The 13944-nt window shown below is 65.2% G+C and carries 10 protein-coding genes; 4 read left to right on the forward strand and 6 right to left on the reverse strand.

Features of this window, described 5'->3' with window-relative positions; all coding sequences use genetic code 11:
• Positions 1 to 38 precede the first annotated feature (38 nt).
• The gene (locus tag JQ566_RS07925) at positions 39 to 3443 is read right to left on the reverse strand and encodes an acyl-[ACP]--phospholipid O-acyltransferase (protein WP_212371698.1); all 3405 of its coding nucleotides are present in this window, start codon (positions 3441 to 3443) and stop codon (positions 39 to 41) included.
• Between the two features lie 234 nt (positions 3444 to 3677).
• On the opposite strand from JQ566_RS07925, the gene JQ566_RS34815 reads away from it, so the two are divergent.
• Complete coding sequence (locus JQ566_RS34815; protein ID WP_283814330.1) at positions 3678 to 3800, forward strand: hypothetical protein; 123 nt, start codon at positions 3678 to 3680, stop codon at positions 3798 to 3800.
• Between the two features lie 314 nt (positions 3801 to 4114).
• Positions 4115 to 4747, forward strand: coding sequence for a TetR/AcrR family transcriptional regulator (locus JQ566_RS07930; protein WP_212372120.1), 633 nt, complete (start codon positions 4115 to 4117; stop codon positions 4745 to 4747).
• Positions 4748 to 4760: 13 nt separating this feature from the next.
• Here the strand turns inward: JQ566_RS07930 and JQ566_RS07935 are convergent, their stop codons facing one another.
• The 4 genes from JQ566_RS07935 to JQ566_RS07950 form a co-directional block, all read right to left on the reverse strand.
• Positions 4761 to 7175, reverse strand: a complete 2415-nt coding sequence (locus tag JQ566_RS07935) for an autotransporter outer membrane beta-barrel domain-containing protein (protein WP_349643310.1) — start codon at positions 7173 to 7175, stop codon at positions 4761 to 4763.
• A 493-nt stretch (positions 7176 to 7668) separates the two neighbouring features.
• Positions 7669 to 8982 (reverse strand): GGDEF domain-containing protein, encoded by a 1314-nt coding sequence (locus JQ566_RS07940; protein WP_212371700.1) that lies wholly within the window; start codon positions 8980 to 8982, stop codon positions 7669 to 7671.
• Positions 8983 to 9226: 244 nt separating this feature from the next.
• On the reverse strand, positions 9227 to 10531 hold the full coding sequence (gene pncB, locus JQ566_RS07945) for a nicotinate phosphoribosyltransferase (protein WP_212371702.1): 1305 nt from the start codon (positions 10529 to 10531) through the stop codon (positions 9227 to 9229).
• 104 nt (positions 10532 to 10635) lie between these two features.
• On the reverse strand, positions 10636 to 11568 hold the full coding sequence (locus JQ566_RS07950) for a LysR family transcriptional regulator (RefSeq protein ID WP_212371704.1): 933 nt from the start codon (positions 11566 to 11568) through the stop codon (positions 10636 to 10638).
• A 101-nt stretch (positions 11569 to 11669) separates the two neighbouring features.
• On the opposite strand from JQ566_RS07950, the gene pcaH reads away from it, so the two are divergent.
• Positions 11670 to 12458 carry a protocatechuate 3,4-dioxygenase subunit beta gene (pcaH, locus tag JQ566_RS07955; RefSeq protein WP_212371706.1) on the forward strand — a complete coding sequence of 263 codons (789 nt, stop codon included), beginning with the start codon at positions 11670 to 11672 and terminating at the stop codon, positions 12456 to 12458.
• 4 nt (positions 12459 to 12462) lie between these two features.
• A complete protein-coding gene (gene pcaG, locus JQ566_RS07960) occupies positions 12463 to 13089 on the forward strand; it encodes a protocatechuate 3,4-dioxygenase subunit alpha (RefSeq protein ID WP_212371708.1) in 627 nt (208 codons plus the stop codon).
• Between the two features lie 19 nt (positions 13090 to 13108).
• On the opposite strand, the gene JQ566_RS07965 is transcribed toward pcaG, so the two are convergent.
• The gene (locus tag JQ566_RS07965; RefSeq protein ID WP_212372122.1) at positions 13109 to 13720 is read right to left on the reverse strand and encodes a LabA-like NYN domain-containing protein; all 612 of its coding nucleotides are present in this window, start codon (positions 13718 to 13720) and stop codon (positions 13109 to 13111) included.
• Between the last annotated feature and the right edge of the window lie 224 nt (positions 13721 to 13944).

Raw genomic sequence — 13944 nt, forward strand, 5'->3', positions numbered from 1 at the left:
GCTCGCGCCCTGCGTCGCGCCGACCTGGCGCATCTCTCTTACGCCACCTCGCGCTCCGGCGCGGACGCCTGTTCGCGGGCCATCGCCGTTGCCGTGACATAGTCGGTCTTGCCGGTGCCGAGCAGCGGCACCTTGTCGACCACCATGATCGTGGCGGGCACCGTCAGCTCGGACGCGCCGATCGCCTTGGCCTGGGCCTGCATCGCGCTGCGCTCGGCGTTCTTCTCCGTGGTCAGCAGCACGATGCGCTCGCCCTTGCGCTGGTCGGGGATCGACACGGCAACCGAGCCGGCCTGCGGCCACAGCGCCGTCGCGATGGCTTCGACCGCCGACAGCGAGACCATCTCGCCTGCGATCTTCGCAAAGCGCTTGGCGCGGCCCTTGATGGTGATGAAGCCGGCTTGGTCGATCGCAACGATATCACCAGTGTCGTGCCAACCCTCGGCGAGCACTTCGAGCACGCCGGGATTTTCGGCCCTGAGGTAGCCGAGCATCACGTTCGGCCCACGGACCGAGAGGCGGCCGCCTTCCTCGATGCCAGGAACCGGATCGAGACGGCTTTCCATCAGCGGCGACAGGCGGCCGACGGTGCCGGGACGGTTGGCCATCGGCGTGTTCATCGCCAGCACCGGCGCCGTCTCGGTGACGCCGTAGCCTTCGAGGATGCGGATGCCGTAGCGCTCCATGAACACCTGCCGCGTGCGGTCCTTGACCGCCTCGGCGCCAGCGATCACCAGGCGCAGGGTGCGGAAGTCGTAAGGGTGTGCCGAGCGGGCATAGCCGGTCAGGAACGTGTCGGTGCCGAACAGGATGGTGGCGCCGGTCTGGTAGATCAGCTCGGGCACGATGCGGTAGTGCAGCGGGGAAGGGTACATGTAGATCGGAATGCCCGCCAGCATCGGCATCATCATTCCGCCGGTCAGCCCGAAGGAGTGGAACACCGGCAGCACGTTGAACACCTTGTCATTGGCATTGGCGTCGACCCGGGCCAGCGCCTGCGCCGCGTTGGCGAGGATGTTGCGGTGGGACAGCACCACGCCCTTCGGCGTTCCTTCCGAACCCGAGGTGAACAGCACGACGGCCGGATCGTTCGCCTGGCGGGACACGCGCGGCGCGGTGCCGGCGAGCAGGCCCTTGATCTTGTCAGTCGTGCCGATCGAGGCGCGGACGTCCTCGAGATAGACCACGCGCGCTTCCGCCGAGATCGCGGCCATCAGCTTGTCGAGCTTGCCCTTCTCGATGAAGGCCTTCGAGGTCAGCACCGTCTTGACCTGCGCGGCCTTCATGGCGGCGAGGACGTTGACCGGGCCGGCCGAGAAGTTGAGCATCGCCGGCACCCGGCCGATGTTCTGCAGCGCCATGAAGACGACGGCGACGCCCGCGGAGTTCGGCAGCAGCACGCCGACATTCTCGCCGGCGGCGGTGCCGCTCTCCAGCTTCCGGCTCAGCACCTGCGCGCCGAGGATCAGCTTGCGATAGGTCAGCTTGGTGCCGAGCGCGTCCTCGATGATGACCTTGCCGGTGTCGCGGTCGCGATAGGCGTGTCCGAGTGCTTCGAACAGCGTGTGATCGAGCATGGCGTTCTTGACGAGGGCGTCGATCATGACGTCCTGGAGCGCGGCGCCGGCGGCATTGCGGCGCGCCTTGCCCTTGAGCGTTTCATCGACCGGGAGCTTGACGGGCGGCAGGATCGTGACCGTCACCCGCGGAAACCAGGACCGCTTGATCTGGCTAGAGTTGAGATAGCTGAGATACGAGCGCTGCGCGCCTTCGATGCGAACCGGCACGACCACGGCATCGGCCTTGTCTGCGATCATCGCGGTGCCGTCATAGACCTTCATCAGCGAGCCCGAGACGGTGATGCGACCTTCCGGGAAGATCACGACAGGCTCGCCCGCGGCGACGAGCTTGATCAGGTCGCGGGCGGCCAGCGGCTTGGTCGGATCCATGGTGTAGTGCTTGACCACGCGCAGGAACGGTTTTGCCCACCAGGCCTTGGCGATGCCGGTGTCGACCGCGAAGCTCGCGTCGATCGGCAGCACGGCGTGCAGCAGCGGGCCGTCGACCAGGCTGACATGGTTGGGCGCGATCAGCATGCGCGTGCCCGGAGGCGGCAGGTTCTCGAGCCCGCGAATCTCGGTGCGGAACAGCGCGCGGAACAGCAGTCCGCCGAAATCGCGCACGCCTTCCTTGCCCCACTTCGTGAGGACGAACCAAACCGCGCCAAAGCTGGCGACGCCGAGGCCGAAGAAGATCCAGCCGACATGGAGACCGGCCGCCTGCAGCAGCGCGACGAACAGCGAGCCGATCACCATGAAGGCGGCCTGCAACACGTTGCCGGCGGCGATGATGCGCGCGCGCTCGGAAGGCTCCGACCAGGCCTGGACCGCGGCAAAGGACGGAACGACGAACAGGCCGCCGCCGAATGCGAAGGCGACGAAGTCGGCCAGCATGCGCAAGCCCGCGAACGAGGTGGCGAAGCCGAGTGCGGTGATGTCGTGCCCCTTGGCGGTCACGCCGATGGCGAAGGCGAGATCGAGGCCGGCAAAGCCCATGATGATGGCGCCGATCGGCACCAGCGCGAGGTTGGGGCGGACGTGGCTGAGGCTGGCGGCAAACAGCGAGCCGATGGCGATGCCGATCGCGAAGGTCGCAAGGCACAGCGTCACCACGCCCTCGGTGCCGCCGACCACCTCCTTGATCAGCGCCGGCAGCAGCGACAGCACGATGGCGCCGACCAGCCAGAACCAGGAGACGATCACGGTGCCGTCCCAGAGGCGATGGTCGGCATGCAATGTCCTGAGCAGGCTCACCGTCGAGGTCCAGGGATTGGCATCGACGGGCAGATCGGGCGCGGAGGGCGTTGTCTGCGGAATGCGGGACGCGAACGCCCAGGACAACACAGCCAGCACGACCACGGCGGAGGCGACCCAGCCCATATGTGCGGAGCCGGCCACGAACTGGCCGCCGGCGACGGTGCCGAGCAGGATCGCCATGAAGGTGGCGCCTTCGACCAGCGCGTTGCCGGTCGCGAGCTCGCCGAGCTCGAGCTGGTCCGGCAGCATGGCGTATTTCACCGGGCCGAACAGGGCGGCGATGGTGCCGAACAGCGCGAGCGCGGCGAACAGCAGCGGCACCGAATGCAGGAAGAAGCCGGCGGCGGCGAAGGCCGCGGCAAAAATCTCGGCGAATTTGAGCCGCCTTGCGACGACGGATTTGACGTATTTGTCGGCGAGCTGGCCGCCGAGCCCGGACAGGATGAAGTAGGGGAAGATGAAGACGGCGCCTGCGACCGTCACCAGGGCATCGCCGTGGCCGGTCGCCGCGCTGTAAAGCAGGATGATGACGAGCGCGTTCTTGAGCACGTTGTCATTGAGCGCCGAGAAGAATTGCGCCCAGAACAGCGGCGCGAAACGGCGTGACGACATCAATTCCCTGATCATGACTAATCCTGTCTGGAAAGGCAGCCTGAGGTTGTACGTTGCCGGTGAGGCGTCACGACCGGAGGGATTTGGGACGAACGCGTGCAGGATAGCGACATCGCCGGCCTGCGCTGTCCCCTCAGTCCTCCGATCCTGTTGGTCTCCAAGTGGTCTCGTTAGGTTCGCAAATATCTGGTCGAGGGCGCGGCGAGCTCGGGCGGAGCGGCCTCGCTCGCCCGGATATGGCGCCGGGCGATGAAGGAAGAGCTGAACCGCATCGCTGAAATCCGCCGGATCGGCCGCGCACGTCTGGACATGGTGAGTCCATCCTTGCGGCCGGCGCTTGCATTCGAACCGACCCGCGTGCGCGCGCCTTAAGTGAGATGGGAGAGGTGGCGAAAGGGCGAGAGGCGGCCGAGCAGGCTGAACCGCCGGCCTTCGTGACGCGCACGGGCGCGATTGGCCCGCCACATCCGGAAGGTCGCCCGGCGTTCCGCGAGCACGCCCGCAACGTCGCAGGCATTGGCGATGCGATTGATCGGCGCCATGGCGAACCGCAGCAGGGTCCGGCCGAGCCCGGTCACGAGGGCGACCGCGTCATCGACGAAGGTGGCGGCGATATCAACAGCGAGGGTTTGCATTTTGCAGGTCTCCGGGTTAATTTGAACAATGTTCACATGAGTAGTTCTAAAATGAACAATGTTCAAGAAGAATCGCTGCGCGACCAGAAAAAATATCGGCGCCGGCTCCAGATCCTGGAGATCGCCCGCGGCATTATCTCAGCTAAAGGGCTGAGATCATTGAAAGTTCGGGATGTTGCCGAGGCTGCCGGCTGCTCGGTCGGCAGCGTCTATAACGAGTTCGGCGACTTTGACGGGGTCATCCTGACCGTCAATCGGGAGACGGTTCAGGCACTCACGGCACGGCTGCGCGGGGTTCCGGCCGAGGATCCGGTCCGCCAGCTCTATGGGCTTGCCGACACTTATCTCGACTTCTTTGCGGGGCACGCCAATCTGCTGCGCTCCCTGTTCGAGCATCGGATGGAGGATGATCGACCTTATCCGGACGACATCCTTCAGATGGTGATGGATGCTTTCGCGCTGATGCATCCACCCCTGGTGCGGCTATTGCCGGATGCGGATGACGTGAAGATCGCGCTGCTGTCGCGCACGCTGTTTTCCGCCGTGCATGGCATCATCTCGCTCGGCCTCGAGGAGCGCATGGTGGCGGTGCCGCCGCAGATGCTGCGCCAGCAGATCGAACAGTTCGTCGACACCCATCTCAGAGGACTCGGGATTCTGCCGGTCGGCGCACGGCTCCCCTGATGAGGCGCCGCCGCTACCAGGCGTAACGCAGGCTCGCGGTGCCGGAATAAGTGGTGCTGTGGGCCGCGAACTCGCCGTCGAACTTGGCCGAGAGGGCAACACCGTTCGAAAACTTCAGCTCGGCGCCGGCGGATGCGAGGGCAGCGTCTTTCGCCGGCGTCGCGCCATTGACGATGAAGCTCGCGCCGGGCAGCGCCTGGAAGGCGGCGACGAGCGTCGGATCGCTCACCCAATCATGGGCCCAGGCCGCGCGACCGCGCAACGTCAGGACCGCATTCGGCGAGACCAGCGTCGTCCGATCGAAGCGCGCGCCGAGTTCGCTTCGTGTGTCGGAGGCCGTGCGTCCCTGATAGGTCAGGCCGAAACCGCTGCCCGCCGGATCGGTCTCGGCATAGGTCGGCGTGCGAAATGCCTGCGCCTGCGCGGCCGCGTAGGGCGTGAAGCCGCCGATCGGCGTAGCGAGGCGATAGCCGCCCTCGATGCGGCCACCGACGGTTTGAGCGTTGAATTTCGCGGTGAGCTGATTGCTGAATGGTGCGAGGCGGTCCGTCGACATCCAGTGATTGGCCACAGCGAGCGAGGCCGCGAAATAGGCCGGGCCCGTACGCACCGCGGTGTAGACACCGACCTGCATTGCATCGCTCTTGCCGCCGCCGATCGCCTGCGCGAGGTCCCATCTGGTGCCGCCGCCGGAGAGCGCAAAGCCGACCAGAGCGTCGCGGCTGAAATGATAGTCGGCTCCGGCCGCGACGCCGCCGGCGCGCGCGCTGAGGTCGTGGCTGCCGATCACGACGGGATCGCCGCTGGTGCGGTTGGTGCCGCCGAACGCCGCGCCCCAGGCCGTCCAGCGCTCTGCAAAGGCAGGTGCCTTCGCGGCCGGTGCGCCCAGGACCTTGTTGTAGGCGAGCGCGATATCATCCGGCAACGCGGCGCGCTCGGGACTGAAGCCGAGCACGGCGCCGCCTGTGGCGTTGCCTACGCTTCCGCGTCCGCTGACGAAGGGATCGAGCATGAGGCCGAGGAACTGGCCTGTGAACTGGAAAGCGCCCTGCCGGGCTCCCGTCGCGGCTTCCCCTGAAAGTTGGTCCAGGCTGTAGCGGAGCTGGGCGTCGCTCTGGCCTGCAAACGATGCGAGGAAGGGCAGGTTGGGGCCAAACGCGCTCAGCGCGCCGGCCACGGCCTTCTGGTTCTGCGTCTGGGCGACAGATTGGAAGACAACCGTGTTGTAGTTGAGGGTCAGGAAAACGGAGAACCCGTCATAGCTGAGGGCTGAGGTGAAGAATTGCGGATTGTATCCGCTGAGCGTTACCGCGGAGAAGGTGCCGGTGAGGCCAGCCGTCGTGCTGAGGATGGTATATTGCGTCGAGGGGTTGTAGGCGCCTGCAAGTGTGGTGACGGCGACGGTGCCGCCGGTCAGCGTCGCGCTCACGGCGGCAATCTTGTCTGATTGCCCGGCCGCATTGACCGAGATCGCGTAGGTCGACCCTGACTGGAACGCCGCATTGCTGTTGACGACGAACTGACCGAGATTGCCGGGCGCGACCCTGCCGCCCGACAGCACAGTGAGTGATCCGATCATGCCGCTGCCACTGAGCGTGCCGCCGCTGACGACCGTCGCGATGTTGGGCATCGAGCCGTTGACGATGAGGGTGCCGGCCTGGACCATCATGGTGGCCGCGTCCATCGTGGTTCCCGTCAGCGTCCAGGTGGAGCTGCCCGTCTTTTCCAGCGCCTCGAATTCCCGGAACTGGTTCGCCGCGCCGAATGTGCCGAGGTCGAACGTGCTATTGGCCGTTCCGCCGAAGCGCAGCGTGTCCAACCCGTTGCCGCCCTGGACCCAGCCCGTGATGCTCGAGCCTGCACGCAGCTCCAAGACGTCGCTGCCGTCCTTGAGATCCATGGCCGTGCTGGCGCTGGTCATGATCGTGCCGGAATTGATGACGGTGTCCTGGCTGGCGGAGCCGAGGATCGCCGAGCCTGAAGCACTCGAGATCGTGCCGGCATTGTTGATGGTGTTCCCGCCGCCCGCGCCGCTGAGATCGATGGCCCCGACAGTGCTGGCCTGGACAACGCCGCCCGACAGGATGGTCACCTGATTGTTCGCCGACCCGGCGCCGATGCCAATGCCGCTCGTTCCGGGCGCGACACTTCCAACCGTTCCACCGATGACGACGATGTTGTTGCTGGAATTGGCCAGGCCGAGCGCCACCGAGCCGGGGGGCGATGACACAACCGTAGCACCCGCATCTATCGTTATGGTGTTGTTGTTGCTGCCGCTGGTCAGACCTATGCCGTCGCTGTTGGCGGAGGTGATGGAAGCGTTGTCGAAAACCCGGATGGCACCATTGGATGCCGCTTCGAAGTTGATGCCCGCAAAGGTGGGCTCGTTCAGGGAGGTCGCGGTGCCGTCGCCGATGTTGGCGGTCACACCGCTCACCCCGGCCGCCGTTTTGACACGTGTGTTGCCCGCCCCGGTGCAGGTGATCGAATCGCCTGATTGGAGGGCCGTCTGCGTACCGCTTCCGGTGATCACGCACGCCGCCTCCGCCGGAGCGGTAAACCAGGTCAGCGCCGTGCCTGTGGCAAGAGCACCGATCGCGGTGCTCAAGAGAAGCGCGTGCCGCCGGGGCGTCTTTGCACGACGAGCATCGGGCGGGGGCATCCAAACAGTCCAAGGCACCTGCAAACTCCTCTTACGATGCGGTCCGGGCCGAGTCGGGCGCGCAACGCCGGCCGTCGCCATGCTTAGTGACGGAGGCCTTGGCCTTCTTGGACCAGCGCGCAAGTCGATGTGTCGAAATGCGAAAGACGCAGCCATTTTGGGAGCCATGTGGCTGCGACGTCACATCATTGCGCGTCTCGAGACCCTTGGGCGATGCCTGCGATCGGATGCCGGCGGGTTGCGGTGGCGCGGACGGCGATCAGCCCCGTGCCGCGACGGCTTCACGCGCCCTGGCTGCAACGACGACGACGTCCGGTCTTCCGCTGTCGACCTGGACTCGGTTGCGTCCCTTCTCCTTGGCGCGGTAGCAGGCGGCATCCGCGCGCCGCATCGCATCCTCGAGCGTGGCTGTGCGGTCGGCGATGCAGGCGACGCCGATGCTGGCGGTCACCGCGAAGCAGCGATCGTCCCAGGCGAAGCTGAACAGTTCGAGCGATCGTCGCAGCCGTTCGGCGATGTCGACGGCGTCTGACGGCGAGCAATGCGGCAGGATCAGCCCGAATTCGTCGCCGCCGAGCCGGGCCACCAGATCATATGACTGCCTGTGGTGTTGCAACAGGCGCGCGACCTGGCAGAGCAGGCGGTCGCCCGCCAGATGGCCGCAGCTGTCGTTGACGTTCTTGAACTGGTCGAGGTCGAGCAGGATCAGGGTGAGCGGACCTGCCGCGGCATTGTCCAGCTCGCCTTGCAGGCGCGCCTCGAAGGCGCGGCGATTGGCGAGGCCGGTCAGCCAATCGTGCGATGCCTGCCAGGCGAGGCGCTCCTTCTCGGCGTGCAGGGCGTCTTCGAAGGTCTGTCGCTGCAGCACCAATCGGCGCGTGTGCCAGATCAGGAGCAGGATCAGCGTCGCGGCGGTGACGATGTTGATGAACGTCAGCGTCAGCTTGATGGCACGGGAGCCTTCACCGAGGACGGTGGAGAACCGGTTGGCATGAACGGTGAACTGCGTGTTGAGCTCCGAGAGCCGCGACGACAGGAATTGCAGGCGGCCGTCGTCCTGAATGGGGCCGTTCTCCAGCTCGGACCGGATGACCTCGCCGAAGATGCTCAGCTCCAGCAGCATGGGATCGGTGGCAGCCCACTCGCGGATCGCGTCCTGAAGGAAGCTGACGCGATTGAAGTAGCGAAACAGCCAGATCAGTCCCGGTACGTCATCGGGATGGTTGCCGCCTTGCAGGAAGCCGATGCGGGCCGCCTCGACGTCGACCGGATCGCGCTCGAGCGCCCAGCGTGCGAACTCATCCCCGATGGGAACGGCGAGCGAGGCCTGATATTGCGCGAACTGGCTCGGCTCGCCCGAATGCAGATAGCGATTGAGGAAATAGACGGCGTTCTTCTGCGAGCGCGACCACAACGCTTCGCCGGCGACATAGGCGCGGACCGAGGACATCACCTCGAGGCTGAATCCCGCGACCGCCGCCTGGAGCACGACGACCATCACGAAAGGCGAGACGAGCTTGATGACGTGAAGGAAGCTGCGTCTCTCCGCCGACGTCGCTGTACTGCGAAACACCCTATTCCCCAAATCGATCAACGATCCCCACGGAGCGTTGCGCCTGCAACGCAAAGTAGACGAGATGGTTGCTCAACTCGACCCGAAGGGGCGGAGGACTCCGTCGCAGCGTGAAGCCGTTGTGAAGCCGGCCTCTGCAAATCGCTTCAAATGCAGGTCGATCGGAACTGGCGCGGCATCGGCGAAGCAATGCCTCGCATTCATCGTGCGCGATTTACCCGATCGAGAGAAGTCTGGTTCGCTGCTAGACCAGCACCGGCTTGCGCACGCGGCCGGCGTCGCCGAACACGCGCAGGTAACGCTCGATCTCCGTGGGCAGGCCGGTCGCCTTCTCCGGATTGTCGGAGAGCTTGACGGCCGGACGGCCGTCGACCGACGAGACCTTGCAGACCAGTGAGATCGGATCGAGATTGAACGAGCCGTCCGGCGTGCAGCCGACGAAGTCGTTGGTGAGGTTGGTGCCCCAGCCGAAGGAGAGCCGCACCCGCCCGGCGAAGTGGTGATAGGTGTCCTCGATCGAGCCGACGTCCATCGCGTCGGAAAAGACGAGCAGCTTGTCCTTGGGATTGCGGCCCTTCTTCTGCCACCAGGCGACGATCTCCTCGCCGGCCTGGATCGGCGGCGCGCTGTCGGGGCGGAAGCCGGTCCAGTCGGCGACCCATTCCGGCGCATCACGCAGGAAGGCCTTGGTGCCGAAGGCGTCGGGCAGCGCGATCAGGAGGTTGCCGCCATAGGTCTGGCGCCACTGATCGAGAATGCGGTAAGGGGCCCAGCGCAATTCCTCGTCGTCCCTCGCGAGCGCGGCCGCGACCATCGGCAGCTCATGAGCGTTGGTGCCGATGGCTTCGAGATCGTTGTCCATCGCGAGCAGCACGTTGGAGGTGCCGATGAAGGAGGAGCCCAGGCCTTCCTTCACCGCCTCGACGCACCAGCGCTGCCAGAGGAAGCCGTGGCGGCGGCGGGTGCCGAAGTCGGACAGCCGCAAGTTTTCGAGCTTGCGCAGCCGCTCCACCTTGGTCCACAGCTTGGCCTTGGCACGGGCGTAGAGCACGTCGAGCTCGAAGCGGCCGCGGCCCTTCATCGCCGCGCGCGAGCGCAGCTCGTTGAGGATCGCAAGCGCCGGAATCTCCCACATCGTGGTGTGGGTCCAGGGGCCATGGAAATGCAGCTCGTACTGGCCTTCGACCTTGCGCAGCTCGTACTCAGGAAGGCGGAATTCCGCCAGCCAGCGGATGAAGTCCGCCGAGAACATATGGGTCTTGCCGTAGAAGGTGTTACCGGCCAGCCAGATCAGCTCTTTCTTGGTGAAGCGGATGGTGCGGGCGTGATCGAGCTGGGCGCGCAGCTCGCCCTCGTCGATGATCTCGGCGAGCCGCACATGGCGCGAGCGGTTGATGACCGAGAAGGTCACCTTCTGACTCGGGTAATCCTCCCGAATCATCTGCAACATCAATAGCTTGTAGAAGTCGGTATCAAGCAGGCTGCGGATGATGGGATCCAGCCGCCAGCTGTGATTGTAGGTCCGGCTCGCAATGTCGGTCACTGTCATGAGGGGATTTTAGCGCGGCTCCCCTTGCGCAACCAGTGGGTTTGGGAAGGGCAGTCTTGCGGATGGCGGCACCTGATATCTGGACTTGATGTCAGCACTTGATATCAGGACTTGATATCGGGCTTGGCGGCCGTCGCCGCGACCGCCTCGAGCTGGCTCCTGACCCAGCGATGGGCCGGGTCTTTCTGGTAGCGCTGGTGCCAGACCATGAACATCGGCAGCTCGGCCAGGGTCCGCGCGCGGGACGCGAGCGGTATCGGCGTCTGCGCAAAACCGCGCATCACGCCGGATGCGAGCAGGCTCGGCATGCTCGCAAGCATCTGCGAGCCGCGCAGGAACGAGGGCACGCCGGAGAAGCTCGGCACGGAGATCGCGATGTCGCGGTGCAGCCCGTTCGCCGCCAGCCGGCGGTCGAAGTCGAGCCGCTCATTATCGGTATAGACCACTGTGATGTGACGCGCCGCGAGATAGGCGTTGCGGCTGGCCGGCGCGGCACGTGCCTTGGCATCGTAGTAGCAGACGTAGTGATCCCTCAGCAGCCGCTTCTGCACGATGTCGACGCCGGATGGCGGCAGCGGCGTGATCAGGAGATCGCAGCGGTTCTCACGCAGCATCGCGGGCGAAGGCGATTGCGAGGGTATCACGCGCAGGTTCAGGCTCTTCACCTGTCCCGCGACATGATCGAAGAAGCGCGGCAGCAGCAGGTCGCGCTGGAAGTCGTTGGCGGCGATCGTCAGCGACAGCTGGGCCTGGGCCGGCGCGAAGCTGACGCCGCCGGCAAAGCTGCGCATCTCATCGATCAGCGCGCGTGCCTTGCCGGCCAGCGCCTGGGCATGGGCCGTCGCAACGATGCCGCGGCCGGACTTGGCGAACAGCGGATCGCCTGCGATCCGCCGCAGCTTGTTCAGGGCGTGGCTGACGGCGGATTGCGTCAGGCCCAGCCGTGTTGCGGCCGCCGTGACCGAGCCTTCCTCCAGCACGGCGAGGAACAGCCGGAGGGCGTGGCCGTCGAGGGTCAAATGATCGATTTCTTTCATGCAATATATTATAATCGATCTATTTATCTGTGGAATAGTCCGGCTCATGATGTCCCGATAAGCCGCGCCCGACCCCGGGCTCCCAGGGAGAGACAACGCCGATGAATGCCCAGGCGCCAGCCTTGCGCGATCCCCGCCTCAACCGTCCCGAGCCGTTCACGCCGCCGCTCGGCGACGGCGGCTTCTTCCAGCGTGATCGTTCCATCCATCCGCCGGCGCACGCGCCGGGGTACAAATCCTCGGTGCTGCGCTCGCCGCGCCAGGCGCTGCTGTCGCTGGAGAACTCGATCTCGGAGATCACCGGGCCGGTGTTCGGCCACAACGATCTCGGTCCGCTCGACAACGACCTGATCCGCAATTACGCCAAGGACGGCGATCCCGTCGGCGAGCGCATCATCGTCCACGGCCGCGTGCTGGACGAGACCGGCCGGGGCGTTCCGAATACGCTGGTCGAGTTCTGGCAGGCCAATGCCGGCGGCCGCTACCGGCACAAGAAGGACACGTATCTGGCGCCGATCGATCCCAACTTCGGCGGCTGCGGCCGCACGCTGACCGACGACACCGGCTACTATTACTTCCGCACCGTGAAGCCGGGCCCCTATCCCTGGCGCAACTACGTCAACAGCTGGCGCCCCGCCCACATCCATTTCTCGGTGTTCGGCTCGGGCTTCGCCCAGCGGCTGATCACGCAGATGTATTTCGAGGGCGATCCCCTGATCCCGGTCTGCCCGATCCTGACGACGATCCCGGACAAGGATGCGCTCGACCGCTTGGTGGCGCCGCTCGACCTCAACGCCTCGACGCCGTTCGACTCGCTCGCCTACCGCTTCGACATCGTGCTGCGCGGCCAGCGCTCCACCTATTTCGAAAACCGCACAGCGGGGAACTAAGTCCATGCCGCAGCCGCTCAACTATCTCAAGGAAACCGCCTCGCAGACCGCCGGGCCCTACGTCCATATCGGCCTGATCCCGGCGATGGCCGGCTTCGACATCTTCGAGAAGAACTTTTCCAACGTGCTGGTGACGCCGAACACCAAAGGCGAACGCATCACGCTGGAGGGCAAGGTGCTCGATGGCACCGGCTCGCCGCTGCGCGACGTGCTGCTCGAGATCTGGCAGGCCAATGCGGCCGGCCGCTACAACCATCCGGCGGATCGCTCGGCCGGTGCGCTGGAGGATGAGTTTCGCGGCTGGGGCCGCGCCGGCTCCGACTTCGACAGCGGCCTCGTCACCTTCGAGACCGTCAAGCCCGGCGCGATCACCGACAAGACGGGGCGCAAATGCGCACCGCACATCAATGTCTGGATCGTCGCGCGCGGCATCAATATCGGTCTCAACACGCGGCTCTATTTCTCGGACGAAGAGGCCGCCAACGCCGCCGATCCCGTGCTCAATCTGATCGAGCAGCCGGTCCGGCGCGCGACGCTGATCGCAAAGCGCAGCGAGCGTGCCGGCAAGATCGTGTACTCCTTCACGATCAATTTGCAGGGGCCGGAGGAGACGGTGTTCTTCGACGTGTGAATCTCCGGCGGTCGTCTCGTCACTCGACCCGGTCGTCGCGTTTGATCGTTCCGCGCGCGAGGAATTGCGGTGGTTGCCGCAGCTCGCGCGATGCCGGGCGCTCGATCGGATCGCGCCCCAATTTTGGTCTCAGTTCTGCCAAATCGATGAAGACGTCCGCCTGCCGGCGCAGGTCGTCAGCGATCATGGGTGGCTGAGTGGAAAGCGTGGAGACGACCGTCACGCGGACTCCGCGGCGTTGCAAGGCTTCCACCAGCGAACGGAAATCCCCATCGCCCGAGAACAACACGATCTGGTCGACATGCTTGGCGAGCTCCATCGCGCTTACGGCGAGGTCGACATCCATGCTGCCCTTCACCTTGCGGCGGCCGGTGGTGGCGTCGATGAACTCCTTGGTGAGCTTGGTGACGACGGTGTATCCGTTGTAGTCGAGCCAGTCGATCAACGGGCGGATCGACGAATATTCCTGATCCTCGATGACGGTCGTATAGTAGAAGGCCCGGAGCAGCGTCCCTCGGCTCTGAAATTCACTGAGCAGGCGCCTGTAGTCGATGTCGAAGCCGAGCGCCTTGGCGGTGGCATAGAGGTTGGAGCCGTCGATAAAGAGCGCAATCTTCCCAAACGAAGACATTATGCACAAATCCCCAGTTCGACACGAAAGCCGACGGTCCAGCCGAAATGGCGCGGTGTGTCGGCCGGAAAATACTGAAGGCGCCGATGGCTTGCTGAAAAAGCGGCGCAGACGACCGGACAGGGCTGGTCGCCTTGCGCCCAGGTTAGGGAGGTTCCATGCCACCGGCGCCAGGGCGCCGAATGCAGTCACGCTAAGTCGTGCGCATCCCCTGCTCAATTGTA

Source organism: Bradyrhizobium sp. SZCCT0231 (genome assembly GCF_018130245.1).
GTDB classification, from domain to species: domain Bacteria; phylum Pseudomonadota; class Alphaproteobacteria; order Rhizobiales; family Xanthobacteraceae; genus Bradyrhizobium; species Bradyrhizobium japonicum_F.